We start from the raw sequence: 16689 nt of genomic DNA, 5'->3' as shown, positions 1-16689 counted from the left end.
TTCAGACAGGCATCTTCAAATGGATTTTTAATCTGTTTCCTTGCTCAGTTTCCGTATCAATAGCCTCCGGCTCGGTAATAAAACTGCGCACGGCTTTTTCCGCTTCCGATTCGATTTTTTTCCAGTCTTTCAAAACTTGGCGATCATAGCTTAAGGAAAGCCCCACTTTCATATCTTCCAGCATCACAATATCATGCTTGCACGGAGGCTGCGGCACTTTTCTATTCGAGCATACGATATAAGAAGTAATATTTCCTGCTTGATTCCTCGCTACAAAAATATCGCTGTCATTGTGGCTTCTCAAGGCAATTTGCTCGCGATCCACATCTTTTGGTAAAACATACACTTCTAAGCCAAACTGCTTCTCCGGCAGCATGACGCGGGGAGGAAAAGTATCCGGATCGGCATATCTGTTTAATACTGTTGCCGGCATAACAGGGTAACGGGAACCGCTCAACACAGTAACACTTACCCAAGCATTACCCGGAATATTGTGTTCGCGTTCGTATGCCCTATCCGAATCTTTGCGCAAATGCCGTAACAACCCGTCTGTATAACGCATGTCGAAACCGAATGATTCGATTATCGATTGATAGGTGCGTATCGGTGGTTTGTAGTTTCTGTTCTTCTCCGGATCCCAACCGGGAGAATCATCGTATTCCAACAGCTCGGCAACAAAAGCCGACAGCTTTACCGGCTTGCCGCCTAGATTGCCTATCTGGTAAGGATGCTTATATTCGTCTCTCGGATAACCCGCCGGAATCAATTGCCCCGGCCTGAAATAAACCGGCCCCCGATCAGGTTTGGGATGCAGGTGTTTTTGAATGTAATGGTAACAGGCGGCAAACGTAAACACGGTTGCTCCCGCAATGAGAATGGCCAACAAGAATTTTGCCGGTTTAATAGGCATATTCTCTCTCCATATCAATTATGCATCTGTTATTTATTAAATCAATCGACAATGCCTGTCTGAAAAAGTTTCAGACAGGCATGGGAGTGGGGTGCAGAGCATCAATCCTGCTTGAAGTTGCTGCCATAGATAACCTCCTCCAATTTAACAATCAATTTAAATCTGATTCTTCGTAATAATAATGCGGATAATCCAACATATCCCCGCAATTGTTTAAAAAATAAATATCGGTAAACCGGGATTTATAGGTTTCCTTTTGTCTATAATTTTTTTGATATGCGATTTTATCGAACCCCGTAGACAATTCACGGGTTTGGAAGTAGAAATTACCTATACCTTGCTCTCTTATATCCATGTGAATAGGAATGCGATTTTCATACGGAAAAATTGCAGTACCACTACCATACAATTCTTTGTGTTGTATGCTTTGTATCTGTTCTGCCGTAATCACGCGGCAACAATCAGAGCCATAAACTGCTTGCCCGAAATCCCTACCAACCAAGCTATATCCTTGATTCCCGTTTTGCTTCATGTATTGCACCATATCATCCGCCGAATGTAGTGCTTTCGCCTGATATACGGCCAATAAGGATGGATCAGAAGGATGGATACCGGAATGGAATTCTTCATCCCAGCGGGCATTGCTATAATCAACCGGCAAAAACCAAACACGGCAATTCAGGTCATCACTGTGGCAAAAACCGTGAGTAAGCAATGTTTCCCATTCGTCATTTACATTGATTGTTTTTACTCTTTCATTGCGGTAGGCATCCGCGATATTCATTAGGTATTTGGAAAAACTTACCATCGCTTTTTCCTGTAATTCCTGCCGGGTGTAAAATTTCCTATCTTTCCAGCAATAACCTGCTTTATTTTTTGCACGGTATTCTTCTTCGGAAACAAATAACGGTTTCGGGTCTTTCGCAACCAGTGCTTCCCAATGTTGATACAGGCCAGGCACTTTGGTTTCGTAAAGATAAGTGCCTACCGCTGCCATCACCATGCACAAGAGTAAAAATATCAATGCCGCCAACACATGGTGGCGGCGCTTTTTCTTTTGTGTGGGAGTTTTATTTGCCGGGTAATCCATTTCTTATTCTGCTACCACTATATTTAGTCATTTTGGTTAAATTCATTGACAATGCCTGTCTGAAAAGGTTTCAGACAGGCATCTTCAAATCGATTTTTAATCTGTTTCCCTGCTCAGTTTCCGTATCAATGGCCTCCGGCTCGGTAATAAAACTGCGCACGGCTTTTTCCGCTTCCGATTCGATTTTTTTCCAGTCTTTCAAAACTTGGCGGTTGTAACTTAGCGAAAGCTCCACTTTCATATCTTCCAGCATCACAATATTATGCTTGCACGGAGGTCGGCTTACTTTTCCATTAAAACATACAATATAAGAAGTAATATTTCCTGCTTGATTCCTCGCTACAAAAATATCGCTGTCATTGTGGCTTCTCAGGGCAATTTGCTCACGATCCACATCTTTTGGTAAAACATACACTTCTAAGCCAAACTGCTTCTCCGGCAGCATGACGCGGGGAGGAAAAGTATCCGGATCGGCATATCTGTTTAATACTGTTGCCGGCATAACAGGGTAACGGGAACCGCTCAACACAGTAACACTTACCCAAGCATTACCCGGAATATTGTGTTCGCGTTCGTATGCCCTATCCGAATCTTTGCGCAAATGCCGTAACAACCCGTCTGTATAACGCATGTCGAAACCGAATGATTCGATTATCGATTGATAGGTGCGTATCGGTGGTTTGTAGTTTCTGTTCTTCTCCGGATCCCAACCGGGAGAATCATCGTATTCCAACAGCTCGGCAACAAAAGCCGACAGCTTTACCGGCTTGCCGCCTAGATTGCCTATCTGGTAAGGATGCTTATATTCGTCTCTCGGATAACCCGCCGGAATCAATTGCCCCGGCCTGAAATAAACCGGCCCCCGATCAGGTTTGGGATGCAGGTGTTTTTGAATGTAATGGTAACAGGCGGCAAACGTAAACACGGTTGCTCCCGCAATGAGAATGGCCAACAAGAATTTTGCCGGTTTAATAGGCATATTCTCTCTCCATATCAATTATGCATCTGTTATTTATTAAATCAATCGACAATGCCTGTCTGAATAAGTTTCAGACAGGCATACGATATACCTCAAACACAGCCAACCTTTCATTTTAAATCAAGCACTCTTCATTCTATTATCAAAACAATATATTAAAAGCACGCTATAATTTAAAAATTCCAACATTAAAATCATTTCGGAGATATACATGCCAAAATCCAACCGCATTCTTTGCCGCGAGATGAGCCTCTTGGCTTTCAACCGCCGCGTGCTGGCACAAGCGCAGGATACGCGTGTTCCGCTTTTGGAGCGGCTGCGTTATTTGTGCATCGTTTCTTCTAATCTCGACGAATTTTTCGAAGTACGTATCGCCTATCTGAAACGCGAGCAGAAAGCCCGACCCGGTCTTTTACTTGACAGCGGTCTGACACCGGCGGAAACCATTGCCGCCACTACGCAGGAAGCGCGTGCCATTATCCGCGAGCAATACCAGCTGCTCAACGACGAACTGTTGCCCCAGCTGCGCGAAGAAGGCATCAGCTTTTACCGCCGCCGCGAATGGAGCGCCGCCCAACGCGCATGGATTGAAGACTATTTCGACCGCGAGCTGCTGCCGATACTGACTCCCATCGGACTTGACCTTTCCCACCCGTTCCCACGCCCGTTAAACAAATCGCTCAATTTTGCAGTTGAACTGGAAGGCACAGATGCTTTCGGACGCGCTTCAGGCATGGCAATCGTACAAGCACCGCGTATTCTGCCGCGCATCGTACGCATGCCGGACAACCTGTGCGGCAAGCGCTGCGGCTTTGTGTTCTTATCATCCATTTTGCATGAATATGTACACAAACTTTTCCCCGGCATGACCATCAAAGGCTGTTACCAATACCGCCTCACGCGCGACAGCGATCTCACTGTGGATGAAAGCGACCTGCAAAACCTGCGCAAAGCCATCCAAAACGAATTGCGCGACCGCGAATACGGCGACGGCGTACGGCTTGAAGTAGCCAACAATTGCCCCGAACACATCAGCGCCTTTCTGCTCAACCAGTTTAAGCTGACCGAAGACGAGCTTTATCAAATGGAAGGCCCGGTAAATTTGGTGCGCCTGATGGCCGTGCCCGATATGGTTGACCGTCCGGACTTAAAATTCCCGCCGAAATCTGCCGTTGTGCCGCAGCGTTTGGCTAAAGGCGAATCTGTAATCAACGCCATCCGCAAAAAAGACATTCTGCTGCACCATCCCTACCAATCATTCGATCCGGTGGTTCAGTTTATCCGTCAGGCAGCTTACGATCCCGATGTGGTTTCCATGAAAATGACCATTTACCGCACCGGAACCAATTCCGAGCTGGCCGACGCGCTGCTCGATGCGGCATTAGCGGGTAAACAGGTTACGGTTGTGGTGGAATTGATGGCACGCTTCGATGAAGCGAACAATGTGAGCTGGGCCAGCAAGCTGGAAGAAGCCGGTGCGCAAGTGGTTTACGGCGTGTTCGGTTATAAAGTCCACGCCAAAATGGCTCTCGTTATCCGCCGCGAAGAAGGCAAGCTCAAACGCTACGCGCATGTGGGCACGGGCAATTACCATCAAGGTACATCGCGCATTTATACTGATTTCGGTTTGCTGACCGCCGATGAAGACATCACAGATGATGTCAACACTTTATTCTTGGAAATCACAGGCTTAGGGCAACCCACGCGCTTGAAAAAGCTCTATCAAAGCCCGTTTACCCTGCACAATCTGATTATGCAGAGCATACATCGTGAAGCGCAAAACGCCCGCGCCGGCAAACCTGCTGCAATTAAAGCCAAAATGAATGCTTTGTTGGAGCCCACCGTAATCGAAGCATTATACGAAGCATCGAAAGCCGGCGTACAGATTGACTTGATCGTGCGCGGCCCCTGCGCCTTACGCCCTCAAGTGAAAGGCCTGTCTGAAAACATCAGGGTGCGCTCCATCATCGGCCGCCAGCTCGAACACGCCCGCGTTTACTACTTCTATAACAACGGTGCTGAAAACACCTATATCTCCAGTGCCGACTGGATGGGGCGTAATTTCTTCCGCCGCATCGAAACCTGCACACCGATTGAAGACCCCGAGTTCAAAGCCCGCATCATCCGCGAAGGCTTAACACTTGCTCTGGCCGACAACCAAAAAGCCTGGGATATGAACGGCGACGGAACCTATACCCGCGTCATACCTGTTAAAGGTGAAAAACCGGTAAACTTGCAGGACGATTTGTGGGAAGAATACGGCAGCTAACTCAACAATCAACCGCCTGATTAACGACAATGCCTGTCTGAATGTTTCAGACAGGCATTGTTTATCACTAGAGTTAAGCCCGAGTATGGCAAACGTACCATTTTTAAATTGGTTCGCTATATTAAGTCGGCTATTCTTCGTCTAACTTATCTTCTTCCGCTTTATCAAAGCTCAAATCCTTACTGCCCGACACATTATAAATTTTCATAATGTCGCTCAAAATCGCTTTAAAATCGATTTCCAAATCCTTCAGAAGCCCTGTTCTTATATCAAACACCCAACCATAAACTATCGGATAACCCTGCTTCACATAAAGCTTTTGAATCATCGCCATTTTAATGATGTTGACGCATTGTTCCTGCACATTCAATTCCACCAAACGGTCATAACGCGCCTGCTGGTCTTCAATCGCATCCAGCTCGTCGCGGTGCAGGCGGTACACATCGCGGATATTGCGCAACCAGGCATTCAGCGCACCGTGGTCTTGCTGCTCCATTGCCGCCGCCACGCCGCCGCAATTGTAATGCCCGCACACGATGATGTGCTTCACTTTCAAATAACGCACGGCATAACGAATCACCGACGAAGAGTTCATATCAATCGGATTAACGATATTCCCCACATTGCGGTGAACAAACACTTCGCCCGGCTGCACACCCATCAACTCTTCAGCGGTTACACGGCTGTCGGAGCAGCCGATATAAAGGAACTCGGGCGACTGGATGCGCGCCAGCGTATCAAAATAATGAGGGTCTTGCCGGAGCTTGGATTCCACCCATTTGCGGTTGTTTTCGAAAATAGCTTTATATGAATCGCTCATGCCATGTTCCTTTTTAAAATTAATGATGCGCCGGCGTCAGCTTATAATCCGCTTACCCAATATCACTACATCCGCCCTTTTACCGTCCAAATCACACACTTCAGGCAGCCGGCCCCACTCTTTGAAACCAAACGATTCAAACAAACGGATGCTGGTATGGTTATGCCCGAAAATCACGGCCAATACATTTTCCATACCCAAAGACGGCGCTTTTTCCAGCATATAGCGCAGTAAATCTTTGCCCACGCCGATGCCGCGCATATCATGGCGGACATAAATACTGATTTCCGCGCTGATATGGTAAGCCGGGCGGGGATAATAATCGCTGAAACCGCCCCACGCAAGCACTTCGCCCGTTTCGTTTTTCATCACATAAAGCGGGCGCTGCCCTTTATGCGCATCAAACCACGCCTGCCGCTCCTGTGTTGAAACCGGCATCAAATCGGCAGTAGACTGCCTGGTGGAAACAGTGCTGTTGTAAATCTCAACAATCGCAGGCAAATCGCCTTGCTCCGCAAGCATCATGGTATAACGCGGCATAGAGATTCCTTTCAGACAGGCATTGTGGAAATACGGCAACGGAACAGCTATTGTATGGCTGAGGAAAGCTCACAACTTATCCTCCAAACCTATGCCCATTAAATGGGCCAAATGTTGGGCCGCTGCGCGAAACTCAGGAATATCTTCAGACCTGCTATGCACAAACTGCAACAAGGTTAATTCAGGAGCCGGATAAGGGCTGCGGTATTCCAATGTTAAGAACGGTCTTCTGCTCTGGTTTGAAACTGATAAATCAGGAGATTATGCTCATCCTGCACGGCAAGTTCGCGAATACACTTGCCGTTATCCAGCTGATAAAGCGTTCTTTCCGCCGAAACAAACCGCCAGCCTTCAGATAAACCGAGGTGTATCGACTTTTCCCTCGCTTTAACCCGCCAATATAAATCGAGCAGAATAAAAGCCAAACACACGACAAACCAAGCCAAGCCGGCATAATCCAAAGCAACCGCCAAAACCAGCAAACCCACCAAAACAATCAGCGTTTTTTCGATATAGGAAAGATAAGGAGCAAATACTGAAGGGGATGCCACTAACACCGGCCACTCCGCCTGCCCATCCGCAGAAAGCAGGTCGTGCAAAACTTCCCGCCCTGTTTTCGCAACTGCTTCATCCATATTTTTCAGACAGGCATTGTGGTTAACGTATCAAACCGGAAATTTCTTTAAACGCCTCGTGTTTGGCATCTTGCAGTAATTGGAACAATACACTTTCCACATTGCTCACAACTGCGCCGGCATCCCTCATCTGCTGCAAAGCATTGTCTTTATTTTGCAGCTTGCGGGAAGAAGTACACTCAAACGGCACATAAACCTGAATACCCGCACGGCTTAAGTCCAACACGGTTTGCAGCATACACACATGGGTTTCCGCACCAATCAGTATCACATGCCGCACTTGCCGGTTAGCCAGCTTTTTCTCAATTTCCGGCAAATAAGCGGAAAAGCGCGTTTTCTCATAAACTGGGGCATTTTTAGTAAGCTCGGCAATTTCCGGCAGGGTTTTGCCCAAGCCTTTAGGGTATTGCTCGGTTACTTGAATCGGAACATTCAGCTTGTTCAAACCTTTCAACAGCACGGTACACGATTGCAGCATAACTTCCGAAGCATGTAGCGCCGGCATCAAACGCTCTTGAATATCGACCACAATGCATTCGGTATTATTGGTTTTCAATTGGTTTGCCATGTGTTTTTTCCTTTCCAACATTGTGTGTTATATAGCAAATAAACTTAACTTTTGCTACCTGCTGTCTTGTATCAAAAATAAGTTTATTTGCTATAACTGTTATAAAAATTAATATCTAAATACAAGGCAAGACAAAGCATTTCGAATATTAAGTTCCATAACCATACTGGCTGTGAAACAGCCGCGCCGTGTCTTACCCTGTTGATTCAGTTTACTATTATTGATGCCTGTCTGAAAACTTCAGAAAACCGGTTTCTGCAAAGCCAACATCATGTTTCGCGGCAGCTAAAACCTTTTTCAGACAGGCATTCGACACAACACTGCCAACCTTGCCTATCCGCTTGATTTTATAACGAAACAGAATCAAAAATGATCCTTCCTTGGTTACATATCTCCTTAATCAGGAGCGGTAATCGGCATTGATGGCCACATATTCTTTCGTTAAATCACAGGTATAAACCACTGCTTTTTCCAAGCCTTTGCGCAGGTCGATGCGCACAGTGATCTCAGCCTCATTCATAACACGCTGCCCTTCTTCTTCGGTATAGCTTGCGGCTCTGCCGCCTTTTTCCGTCACCAAAACATCACCGAGCCACATCCGCAGATGCTCTGTATCCACATCTGCACCGGAATAACCTATCGCCGCCAAAAGCCTGCCCAAATTAGGATCGCTGGCAGAAAAAGCGGTTTTCACCAATGGGGAATGTGCCACTGCATAAGCCACCTTCCGGGCTTCTTCCCGGCTTTCTGCATTTTCTACCGATACAGTAATGAATTTGGTCGCCCCTTCACCATCACGCACAATTGCTTGTGCCAACTCGAGCGCCAAGTCTTGCAGCAACGCTTTGAGCTGATCATAACGCGGGTCGGCTATATTATCGATTTCACTCTGCCCGCACCGGCCCGTAGCGATAATCACGAAACTGTCGTTGGTGCTGGTGTCGCCATCAACTGTGATGCTGTTAAACGTCGCATCGGCGATTTCTTGTGTCATCAGTTGCAGCACCGGCTGTGCGACTTTGGCATCGCAAGCAATAAAGCCGAGCATGGTCGCCATATTCGGGCAAATCATGCCCGCGCCTTTGGAAATACCGGTGGCCGATACGGTGTGGTTCTGCCCCACTTGGCCTGACCGACTGGCCGATTTGGGTATGGTGTCGGTAGTCATGATGGCACGCGCAGCATCCGCCCAAGTGGCCGGTCTCATGCGCGACAATGCGGTAACGATTTTATCGGCGGGTAATGGCTCCAGAATCACACCGGTAGAAAACGGTAACACCTGGGTAGGGTTGCAGCCTAATTTTTCCGCAGCCGCCACACACACTTCTTTTGCTCGCTCACGCCCTTCTGCACCTGTGCCTGCATTGGCATTACCTGTGTTCACCACCAACGCGCGTACACCATCTTCATCAAACAAATGCTGTTTGGCAATATGCACAGGGGCGGCACAAAAACGGTTTTGTGTGAACACGGCTCCAATGGTGTTTTTCTCGCTCAATACAAACAGCGTCAAATCATCGTGTTCGGCTTTCTTGATGCCTGCCTGCCCCACAAAAATACCCACTCCGTCGATGCTCAATAATTCATCAACTTCTTTTTCGCGTAAATTGACTGCCATTATTTTTCTCCTTGTTGTTTTTCATCGGAGGCACCCGCTTGTGCCAACTTGGCGGAGCGCTCTGCCGCATATTCTTCTTGAATACGGTGGCGGTAGCGCGCTCCGGCCAAATGATAAAACGGTTTGGGGCTGAACTGGCGCGATACTTGGGAAGCAAAAATTGAACCAATCAGCAACCAGAATAATAAGTTTTGGCTACCGGTCATCTCCATCACTACCACGCTGGCGGTAAGAGGTGATTGCGTAGCAGCTGCCAAAAATGCCGTCATACAGATCAAAACCACCACATTCGTGCCAATCTGTATGCCGGATAAATCAGAAATGTGCTGCCCTATCATAGCACCGATTGTGAGGCATGGCGTAAAAATACCACCCGGAATACCCGCCCAATAAGATAAAACCGTCGCCACCCATTTTGCAACCGCCACACCCGCAGGCGCCTCATACATACCGCGCAAAGCATCTGATGCTTGATGGTATCCCGTGCCGAACGTTTCACCCTGATAAAGCGTACCAACTGCCGCCAGCAGCAAACCCATCAATCCCGCAAGTATCACAGGATGCCGACGCACCCAGCCACGCACCCACTTCGGGGTAACCGCATCCACACCTTTGGAAAGCAAACGTGCAAACAACCCGCCCGCCACGCCGCACACCAATGCACAACCCAGTACCCAAACGATCATATTCGGTAATTCAAACCCTCTGAAGCCGCGAAAATACGGGTTATTGCCCTCCAACGCCACCAATACGAAACCCGAAGCCAGAATGCCAATAAAAATCTGTCTCTCCCAACGCAGCATCACACCACGCCCAAGCTCTTCAATTGCAAATACCACACCTGCCAAAGGCGCATTAAATGCCGCCGCCAAACCTCCCGCAGCACCTGCTGCCAACAAATCGTTTTCCTGCAAACCCTTAAACGCCAAATTACGCTTCTTGCACCAGCGGCCCCACTCGGCCATTACTGCCGCACCCACCTGAACCGAAGGGCCTTCACGACCAATAGATGCGCCAATCAGCATACCGAAAAAAGTCAGCGGAATTTTCAAAAGCGTACGCCCAAACTGCACCAAACGTGTTTTATTCGCACCGTAGGGCAACGAAAGCGAAGCCAATACTTGAGGAATACCGCTACCCGAAGTGTAAGGCGCATAACGGCGGGTAAACCACGCAATCACCATCAACCCGAAAGGCAGGGCCACCCAGGCAAACCACGGGTATTGCTGCACCAAACGGGCATTTTCTTCCAATGCCCAATCAGCCATTTTGGCAAATATCAAAGACACCAAAGATACCAAAGCCGCCCCAATTAGCAAAAACGAAAAAGCTATCGTTTTGCGAGAGAGGCGGCGGGTTTGTGAAAGTTTGTGCATCAGCGCCCGATCCATACGGCGCCAGAAAGATGGTTTATGTTCCATATAAATAAAATGTAGATGGAGAATATGAGCTATGAACTGAATATTTCATACTGCGTTATCTCGCCTTCCCATACTATTTGTACTGTCTGTAGCTTACAGCACCGTATGAAATTTCAATTCTCACAATTGTAGGAATAATCATAAGATTGGTTTATACAGCCGACATCCGAAACCCTGATACCTTAAAACTTTTCAGACAGGCATACATTTCACAACAAAAAACAAACTAAAAAGGTTTTAATTCAAAACATTTATCCTATTTGCAATATCTAATCGAATCGGTGCTTTTTACATACGGAAGGCCGTAGAAATCGCCAATCTCCACGGCCTTTACAGTACATGCCAAAAAAATACTTTTAATCCGTTGTATACCAAATAAAACCAAGTTTCAAGCCATCGGGTCGAAACCCAAACCAACACCACACTAATCAGATAAGAAGCTGAAGCAAACAACAAAGTGAAATTATCATTAGGGCGCGGATTTCCATTCAAATTAGGGATCCAATTATCCTTTAAATAAATACCATATAAAAATTGTGCGAACACAACGCTCAACACCAACAAGCCCAATGGCCTGAGCAAAAAGCCGGTCGCGGCTAATACAAACGAGAGCTTGAAGAGAATCTCGTCAATATGCCACCCCTCCCCCGCATCATTACAGCGTTTCATCAACAGCTTATGCTGATAATAAACCAGCCCGCAGCCTGCCAGAATGAACATCGTTATGGTTTTTTTTGTATTAAGCAACAAAACAGATGGAGTATAACGACCATAAGAAGCCGCCTCCAATACATCCCGCATCAACCACATCATTGCAAACAATACAATGATGGAAGGCAAACAATAAGCCGCAAATCGTGCGCGGCTCAACCGGTTATTCGGAAAACCTTTCTGCTTATATTTCATCGCTATTTATAATTGAGTAAAACATTTTTAATTTAACTGATCGGTAAACAGGTCTTCTTCAGAAGCTGCCACTTTAAAATCTTCATTGGCCCATGCACCCAGATCTATCATTTTGCAACGCTCACTGCAAAACGGGCGGTATTGATTATCAGCAATCCAAGCTACTTTATCACCACATGTCGGACACTTCACCATTAATACTTCCGCCATAATTCATTTCCATTTTAATGCAAACTTCTAAGCTTGTTCTCTCCACCGCAAAGGTACTGTTGAATTACCAAATTGCGATAATAGCGTAGTGCAAAAACCCTTACTTTTCTAATTGTCTAAATCCAAATTGAGAAAACATGCTTTTCAAATTTTAAGCACTACTTAATCTTACCTTCAGCAAATTTTTGATAAAAACGGTGTAGACGCCCTATTTTTTCTTTCAATTCGTCCGCTGAAGCGTTATTTCTTAAAATATCATCTGCCACAGCCCACCGCTCCTTATCACTCGCTTGAGCAGCCATAATACGCCGCACTTCTTCTTCTTTCAGGCTGCTACGCTGCATAACGCGTTTCAAACGGATTCCCAGCTCACAATCAATCAATAAAATCCGATCAACTAGAGCCCGGAATGCTGGTTTTTCTGTTAATAACGGGATCTCAACCACACCATAAGGCCTATCTGAATAAATTGCCTGCTGCCTACTTATCTCAGCTGAAATCAAAGGATACATCAAAGCTTCAAGCTTATTTTTGGCTTCTTCAGAGGAAAATACCAGATCTCTTAACGCCTCTCTTTTCAGACAGGCATTTTCATCAAATAAAGCATCCCCGAATGCCTCTCGGATAGCAGGCAATGCTGCGCCATTCGGCGCAGTTAATTGCCTGCTGATTGCATCAGCATCAATCAAGGGCACCCCTAAATACAAAAACTCGGCAGCAGCCTGAGATTTACCACTGCCGATTCCTCCGGTTAACCCGATCCAAATAGTCACATCAATCCTGAAGAATTAAGCCACCAGGCAATGCCTCTGCGCAAAGGTTCGTTTGCAACAAAAGCCAGCCAACCGGCAATGGCTAAGCTGGGGCCGAATGCAATCTGCTGCTGCGTATTGACTACACGCATCACGATAGCCGCAACCAAACCTACTAAAGCTGCAACGAAAATAATCACCGGCAGAGAGCTAACACCCAACCACGCCCCAAAAGCGGCAAACAATTTAAAATCACCACCACCCATACCGTCGATACCACGGATTTTTTTGAATATATAGTTAAGCAACCACAAGCTGGTATAGCCGACTATTGCACCTAAAACGGCTTGCTGCAAAGGCACGAACTTACCGTTCAGATTATAAATCAGACCCAGCCAAATCAAAGGCAGCGTTAAAGAATCAGGCAAGTATTGTGTATCTGCATCGATGAAAGTTAAAGCAACCAACAACGCTGTGAATACCAAACCACCCAGCGTTAGCCAGCTCCAACCATATTGATAGGCGACCACACCAAATAAAATTCCTGTAAGCAACTCCACCAAAGGGTAACGCAGACTGATAGGGGCATGGCAACTACCGCATTTCCCTTTTAATAACAGATAGCTGAAAATCGGAATATTCTGCCAAGGCTTGACGCCTGCCCCGCATTTAGGGCAACGTGAAGGCGGTTGAGCCAAAGTAAACGGCGCTTGCTCCTCTGCTGTTGCTTCTATATTAAGATGTTCTTTAGCAAATAGCGTCCACTGTTTCTCCATCATTACCGGAATACGGTAAATCACCACATTTAAAAAGCTGCCGACCAATAACCCGAACAATACCGCCAACGGCACCACGAAAGGCGCATAAACTTCAGCCACCATATTAGCCCACAACATTACCCAGATTGAACAAGGGCAGATACATGGCAACCAGAATCACACCAATAATAGAACCCAATACCACCATAATGATTGGTTCCATCAATGAAGATAACTGGGCAACAGCATTATCCACTTCATCTTCGTAAAATTCCGCCGCTTTATTCAACATATCTTCCAAAGAGCCGGCTTCTTCGCCGATAGAAGCCATTTGCAATACCATGTTCGGAAAAAGCTCCGTACTTTGCATACTGGATGTCAGCGACATACCTTGGTTCACTTTTGCACGAATGTCTTGTGTTGCTTCTTCATACAAAATATTACCTGAAGCCCCCGCAACTGAATCAAGAGCTTCCACCAAAGGAACACCTGCTGCAAACAAGCTGGAAGTCGTCCGCGCCCAACGTGCAATCGTTGCCTTTCTGACAATATTGCCGAAAATCGGCACACGTAATAACCACGCATCTACACGGCGTTGCAAGCTGGGAGAGTTTTGCACGGCTTTGACTGCAGCAATTACGGATCCAATCATCACAATAATCATTAACCAACCCCACTCTACGAAGAAACGGGAAATAGTCATCATCACTTGGGTCAGTCCGGGCAATTCTGCACCCATACCTTCATACACTTTACCGAATTCGGGTAATACAAACATCATCATCACCATTACCAAAGCAATGGCAACCACCACAATGGCAATCGGGTAAGTTAATGCACTTTTCACTTTCTTTTTAATAGCTTGTGTTTTTTCTTTGTAAAGCGCCAGTTTATCCAACAAGCTCTCAAGCACCCCGCCTGTTTCACCGGCGGCAATCAAGTTGCAGTAGAATCGGTCGAAGTATTTTGGGTGTTTGGCAAAAGCCTTCGACATCGGGCTACCTTGCTCCACATCGCCGCGAACCTGCATCAGCAGTTGTGTCATCGAAGGGTTTGAATGGCCGCGCGCAACAATCTCAAACGCCTGCATTACTGGCAGACCTGCTTTCATCATCGTAGCCAACTGGCGGGTAAACACCGTAATGTCCGCCTGCGTGATTTTTTTCTTGCGTGTGCTTTTTACTTTACTGATCCGCAAAGGTTTAATATTGCGACGCTGCAATTTTTTGCGGGCTTCTTCCTCGTCTTTCGCAACTACTTCACCGCGCACAATCTGATCAGTCAGCGTATTTTTGCCTTCGAACGTAAAACGTTTACCTTTGTCTTTAGTGCCAACGCCGAAAAGACCGCCCGTATTTTGATTTGATGCCATTATTATTACCTTTAATATATTAGTATTGTTTAAAGTTTTAATTAATCATTTGTGCTTGCCAACACCTCTTCCAAAGAAGTGATGCCCTGCATAACTTTTAACAAACCGGCACGGCGCAAATCAACCATGCCTTCTTTGTAGGCCATTGCCAAAATATCGACTTCGTTACCGCCTTCCATAATCACACGCTGCATTTCTTCGGTAATCGGCATAACTTCATATACACCGGCACGGCCTTTAAAACCTTTTCCACGACAACGGTCACATCCAACCGGACGGTATAGCGTCCAATCTTTAGCCAAATCCTCATCTGTAAAACCGGCATGTTTCAATGCCTCAACAGGCGGGCGTTCTACAGGCACCTTACAGCTACATAAGCGACGCAACAACCGTTGGGCCATGATCAAGCTTACCGAACTGGCGATATTAAATGGTGCGACACCCATATTAAGTAAACGAGAAAGCGTAGCTGGAGCGTTATTGGTATGCAGGGTTGAGAATACCATATGGCCGGTTTGCGAAGCTTTGATTGCGATATCCGCAGTTTCCAAGTCTCGGATCTCACCCACCATGATGATATCCGGATCCTGCCGCAAAAATGCTTTCAATGCAGAGGCAAACGTAAGACCTTGTTTTTCATTAACGTTCACTTGGTTAATACCGGGCAGGTTAATCTCGGCCGGGTCTTCCGCAGTGGAAATATTGACATTTTCAGTATTGAGAATATTCAAACAGGTATAAAGCGAAACCGTTTTACCCGAACCCGTCGGCCCTGTTACCAATACCATGCCGTAAGGGCGGTGAATGGCTTCAAGCAGTAATTCTTTTTGGAACGGTTCAAAACCTAATTGGTCGATATTGAGGGTGCTGGCATCTGAATTCAGAATACGCATTACCACCTTTTCGCCAAACAAAGTGGGCAGGGTATTCACACGAAAATCAATCGGACGCCCGTGCTTGGAGAAGGCAATTTGAATACGGCCGTCTTGGGGTACGCGTTTTTCGGAAATATCCAAACGCGCCATTACCTTAATACGCGAAGCCAATTGTCCCCTCACAGCCAACGGCGGTTGTACAACCTCGCGCAGCTGGCCGTCTACACGGAAACGTACACGGGCGACTTGCTCGTAAAACTCAAAGTGAATATCTGACGCACCGACACTGAGCGCGTCGGATAATGTTTTATGGATGAACCGCGGAATCGGGCCGTCTTCAGCTTCTTCATTATCGATATAGAGTGTTTGCGAGGAAGCAGCGATCTCCTGCTCCATGCTCATTTCTTTCAGAATCGAAGTGGATCGTTGGCTTTGCCACTCTAATATCGAATCAAGCTGGTCGCTGCGTACCACAACCAAGTCGAAAGTTACGCCGGCTGTAAATGCGATTTTTTGATAAGTTTGGATTTGCGTGGGATCGGCAACAGCCAAGAAAACCTTGCCGCCTCTTCTGAAAATCGGCAAACAGCGGTTTTGTACCATTGTTTCTTCCGACAGAATGTCGGTCAGCACATTGCTTCTGGGATAGTAAGATAAATCCAGCAACGGATAACTGAATACTCTTGCCAACAAACCGGCCAAAGCTTCCGGCGTAATAATGTTGGCTTCAAACAACATTGGCGCAACATCTTTATTTTGATTTTTTTTCAGCGCTTCTTGAAATCCCGCTGCCTGTTCATTAGAAATAACCTGGCTTTGCACCAAAATACGAAGTAAACCTACACTCATTTTATTCCAACCAATCTGAACATTATTTTGCGGCAGCTAACCGGCAAAACAGTGAGTCCCCAAATAGTGTTTTTAAAATTATGAAATAACAGGATTATAGAATAACTTGTCATGACA

General features: G+C 46.4%; 17 protein-coding genes. 1 reads left to right on the top strand and 16 read right to left on the bottom strand.

Annotated features, from left to right (window positions below; genetic code table 11):
* Nucleotide 1: 1 nt before the first annotated feature.
* The 3 genes from AKG09_RS04000 to AKG09_RS03990 form a co-directional block, all read right to left on the bottom strand.
* Nucleotides 2-910 carry a hypothetical protein gene (locus AKG09_RS04000; protein WP_054618193.1) on the bottom strand — a complete coding sequence of 303 codons (909 nt, stop codon included), beginning with the start codon at nt 908-910 and terminating at the stop codon, nt 2-4.
* 151 nt (nt 911-1061) lie between these two features.
* Nucleotides 1062-2000, bottom strand: coding sequence for a hypothetical protein (locus tag AKG09_RS03995; protein ID WP_054618192.1), 939 nt, complete (start codon nt 1998-2000; stop codon nt 1062-1064).
* Nucleotides 2001-2070: 70 nt separating this feature from the next.
* Nucleotides 2071-2979 (bottom strand): hypothetical protein, encoded by a 909-nt coding sequence (locus AKG09_RS03990; RefSeq protein ID WP_054618191.1) that lies wholly within the window; start codon nt 2977-2979, stop codon nt 2071-2073.
* Nucleotides 2980-3190: 211 nt separating this feature from the next.
* Between AKG09_RS03990 and ppk1 the strand changes: the two genes are divergently transcribed.
* A complete protein-coding gene (gene ppk1 / locus AKG09_RS03985; RefSeq protein ID WP_054618190.1) occupies nt 3191-5248 on the top strand; it encodes a polyphosphate kinase 1 in 2058 nt (685 codons plus the stop codon).
* A 130-nt stretch (nt 5249-5378) separates the two neighbouring features.
* Here the strand turns inward: ppk1 and AKG09_RS03980 are convergent, their stop codons facing one another.
* The 13 genes from AKG09_RS03980 to pilB all read right to left on the bottom strand — a co-directional run bounded on the left by AKG09_RS03980 (nt 5379) and on the right by pilB (nt 16572).
* Nucleotides 5379-6068, bottom strand: coding sequence for a carbonic anhydrase (locus tag AKG09_RS03980; RefSeq protein ID WP_054618189.1), 690 nt, complete (start codon nt 6066-6068; stop codon nt 5379-5381).
* 36 nt (nt 6069-6104) lie between these two features.
* The gene (locus tag AKG09_RS03975; RefSeq protein WP_054618188.1) at nt 6105-6608 is read right to left on the bottom strand and encodes a GNAT family N-acetyltransferase; all 504 of its coding nucleotides are present in this window, start codon (nt 6606-6608) and stop codon (nt 6105-6107) included.
* Between the two features lie 215 nt (nt 6609-6823).
* The gene (locus AKG09_RS03970) at nt 6824-7243 is read right to left on the bottom strand and encodes a hypothetical protein (RefSeq protein ID WP_054618187.1); all 420 of its coding nucleotides are present in this window, start codon (nt 7241-7243) and stop codon (nt 6824-6826) included.
* A gap of 22 nt (nt 7244-7265) precedes the next feature.
* Entirely contained in the window at nt 7266-7811 is a 546-nt protein-coding gene (locus AKG09_RS03965; protein ID WP_054618186.1) for an isochorismatase family protein, read from the bottom strand.
* 217 nt (nt 7812-8028) lie between these two features.
* Nucleotides 8029-8178, bottom strand: coding sequence for a hypothetical protein (locus tag AKG09_RS11870; protein ID WP_156320795.1), 150 nt, complete (start codon nt 8176-8178; stop codon nt 8029-8031).
* A 33-nt stretch (nt 8179-8211) separates the two neighbouring features.
* A complete protein-coding gene (gene argJ / locus AKG09_RS03960; protein ID WP_054618185.1) occupies nt 8212-9429 on the bottom strand; it encodes a bifunctional glutamate N-acetyltransferase/amino-acid acetyltransferase ArgJ in 1218 nt (405 codons plus the stop codon).
* The gene (locus AKG09_RS03955; RefSeq protein ID WP_054618184.1) at nt 9429-10850 is read right to left on the bottom strand and encodes a chloride channel protein; all 1422 of its coding nucleotides are present in this window, start codon (nt 10848-10850) and stop codon (nt 9429-9431) included. Before AKG09_RS03955 ends, argJ begins: the two co-directional genes overlap by 1 nt.
* A 330-nt stretch (nt 10851-11180) precedes the next feature.
* The gene (locus AKG09_RS03950) at nt 11181-11756 is read right to left on the bottom strand and encodes a hypothetical protein (protein WP_054618183.1); all 576 of its coding nucleotides are present in this window, start codon (nt 11754-11756) and stop codon (nt 11181-11183) included.
* A gap of 27 nt (nt 11757-11783) precedes the next feature.
* Entirely contained in the window at nt 11784-11966 is a 183-nt protein-coding gene (gene yacG, locus AKG09_RS03945; protein WP_054618182.1) for a DNA gyrase inhibitor YacG, read from the bottom strand.
* A gap of 158 nt (nt 11967-12124) precedes the next feature.
* Complete coding sequence (coaE, locus tag AKG09_RS03940; RefSeq protein ID WP_054618181.1) at nt 12125-12739, bottom strand: dephospho-CoA kinase; 615 nt, start codon at nt 12737-12739, stop codon at nt 12125-12127.
* Nucleotides 12736-13614 carry an A24 family peptidase gene (locus AKG09_RS03935; protein WP_156320794.1) on the bottom strand — a complete coding sequence of 293 codons (879 nt, stop codon included), beginning with the start codon at nt 13612-13614 and terminating at the stop codon, nt 12736-12738. Before AKG09_RS03935 ends, coaE begins: the two co-directional genes overlap by 4 nt.
* The gene (locus AKG09_RS03930; protein WP_054618179.1) at nt 13601-14848 is read right to left on the bottom strand and encodes a type II secretion system F family protein; all 1248 of its coding nucleotides are present in this window, start codon (nt 14846-14848) and stop codon (nt 13601-13603) included. The genes AKG09_RS03935 and AKG09_RS03930 overlap by 14 nt, the downstream gene beginning before the upstream one ends.
* Before the next feature lie 41 nt (nt 14849-14889).
* Nucleotides 14890-16572 (bottom strand): type IV-A pilus assembly ATPase PilB, encoded by a 1683-nt coding sequence (gene pilB, locus AKG09_RS03925; protein WP_054618178.1) that lies wholly within the window; start codon nt 16570-16572, stop codon nt 14890-14892.
* Between the last annotated feature and the right edge of the window lie 117 nt (nt 16573-16689).

Origin of the sequence: Neisseria sp. 83E34 (genome assembly GCF_001308015.1) — a bacterium.
Classification (GTDB): Bacteria; Pseudomonadota; Gammaproteobacteria; order Burkholderiales; family Neisseriaceae; genus Neisseria.
This window is presented reverse-complemented; position numbering and strand designations above follow the sequence as displayed.

Coding starts and splice junctions, on each gene's coding strand:
- ppk1 (WP_054618190.1), top strand. CDS start 3,191: ATGCCAAAATCCAACCGCATTCTTTGCCGCGAGATGAGCCTCTTGGCT.
- AKG09_RS03950 (WP_054618183.1), bottom strand. CDS start 11,756: ATGAAATATAAGCAGAAAGGTTTTCCGAATAACCGGTTGAGCCGCGCA.
- yacG (WP_054618182.1), bottom strand. CDS start 11,966: ATGGCGGAAGTATTAATGGTGAAGTGTCCGACATGTGGTGATAAAGTA.
- AKG09_RS03965 (WP_054618186.1), bottom strand. CDS start 7,811: ATGGCAAACCAATTGAAAACCAATAATACCGAATGCATTGTGGTCGAT.
- AKG09_RS03930 (WP_054618179.1), bottom strand. CDS start 14,848: ATGGCATCAAATCAAAATACGGGCGGTCTTTTCGGCGTTGGCACTAAA.
- AKG09_RS03990 (WP_054618191.1), bottom strand. CDS start 2,979: ATGCCTATTAAACCGGCAAAATTCTTGTTGGCCATTCTCATTGCGGGA.
- pilB (WP_054618178.1), bottom strand. CDS start 16,572: ATGAGTGTAGGTTTACTTCGTATTTTGGTGCAAAGCCAGGTTATTTCT.
- AKG09_RS03955 (WP_054618184.1), bottom strand. CDS start 10,850: ATGGAACATAAACCATCTTTCTGGCGCCGTATGGATCGGGCGCTGATG.
- AKG09_RS04000 (WP_054618193.1), bottom strand. CDS start 910: ATGCCTATTAAACCGGCAAAATTCTTGTTGGCCATTCTCATTGCGGGA.
- AKG09_RS03995 (WP_054618192.1), bottom strand. CDS start 2,000: ATGGATTACCCGGCAAATAAAACTCCCACACAAAAGAAAAAGCGCCGC.
- AKG09_RS03935 (WP_156320794.1), bottom strand. CDS start 13,614: ATGTTGTGGGCTAATATGGTGGCTGAAGTTTATGCGCCTTTCGTGGTG.
- AKG09_RS03980 (WP_054618189.1), bottom strand. CDS start 6,068: ATGAGCGATTCATATAAAGCTATTTTCGAAAACAACCGCAAATGGGTG.
- AKG09_RS03970 (WP_054618187.1), bottom strand. CDS start 7,243: ATGGATGAAGCAGTTGCGAAAACAGGGCGGGAAGTTTTGCACGACCTG.
- AKG09_RS03975 (WP_054618188.1), bottom strand. CDS start 6,608: ATGCCGCGTTATACCATGATGCTTGCGGAGCAAGGCGATTTGCCTGCG.
- argJ (WP_054618185.1), bottom strand. CDS start 9,429: ATGGCAGTCAATTTACGCGAAAAAGAAGTTGATGAATTATTGAGCATC.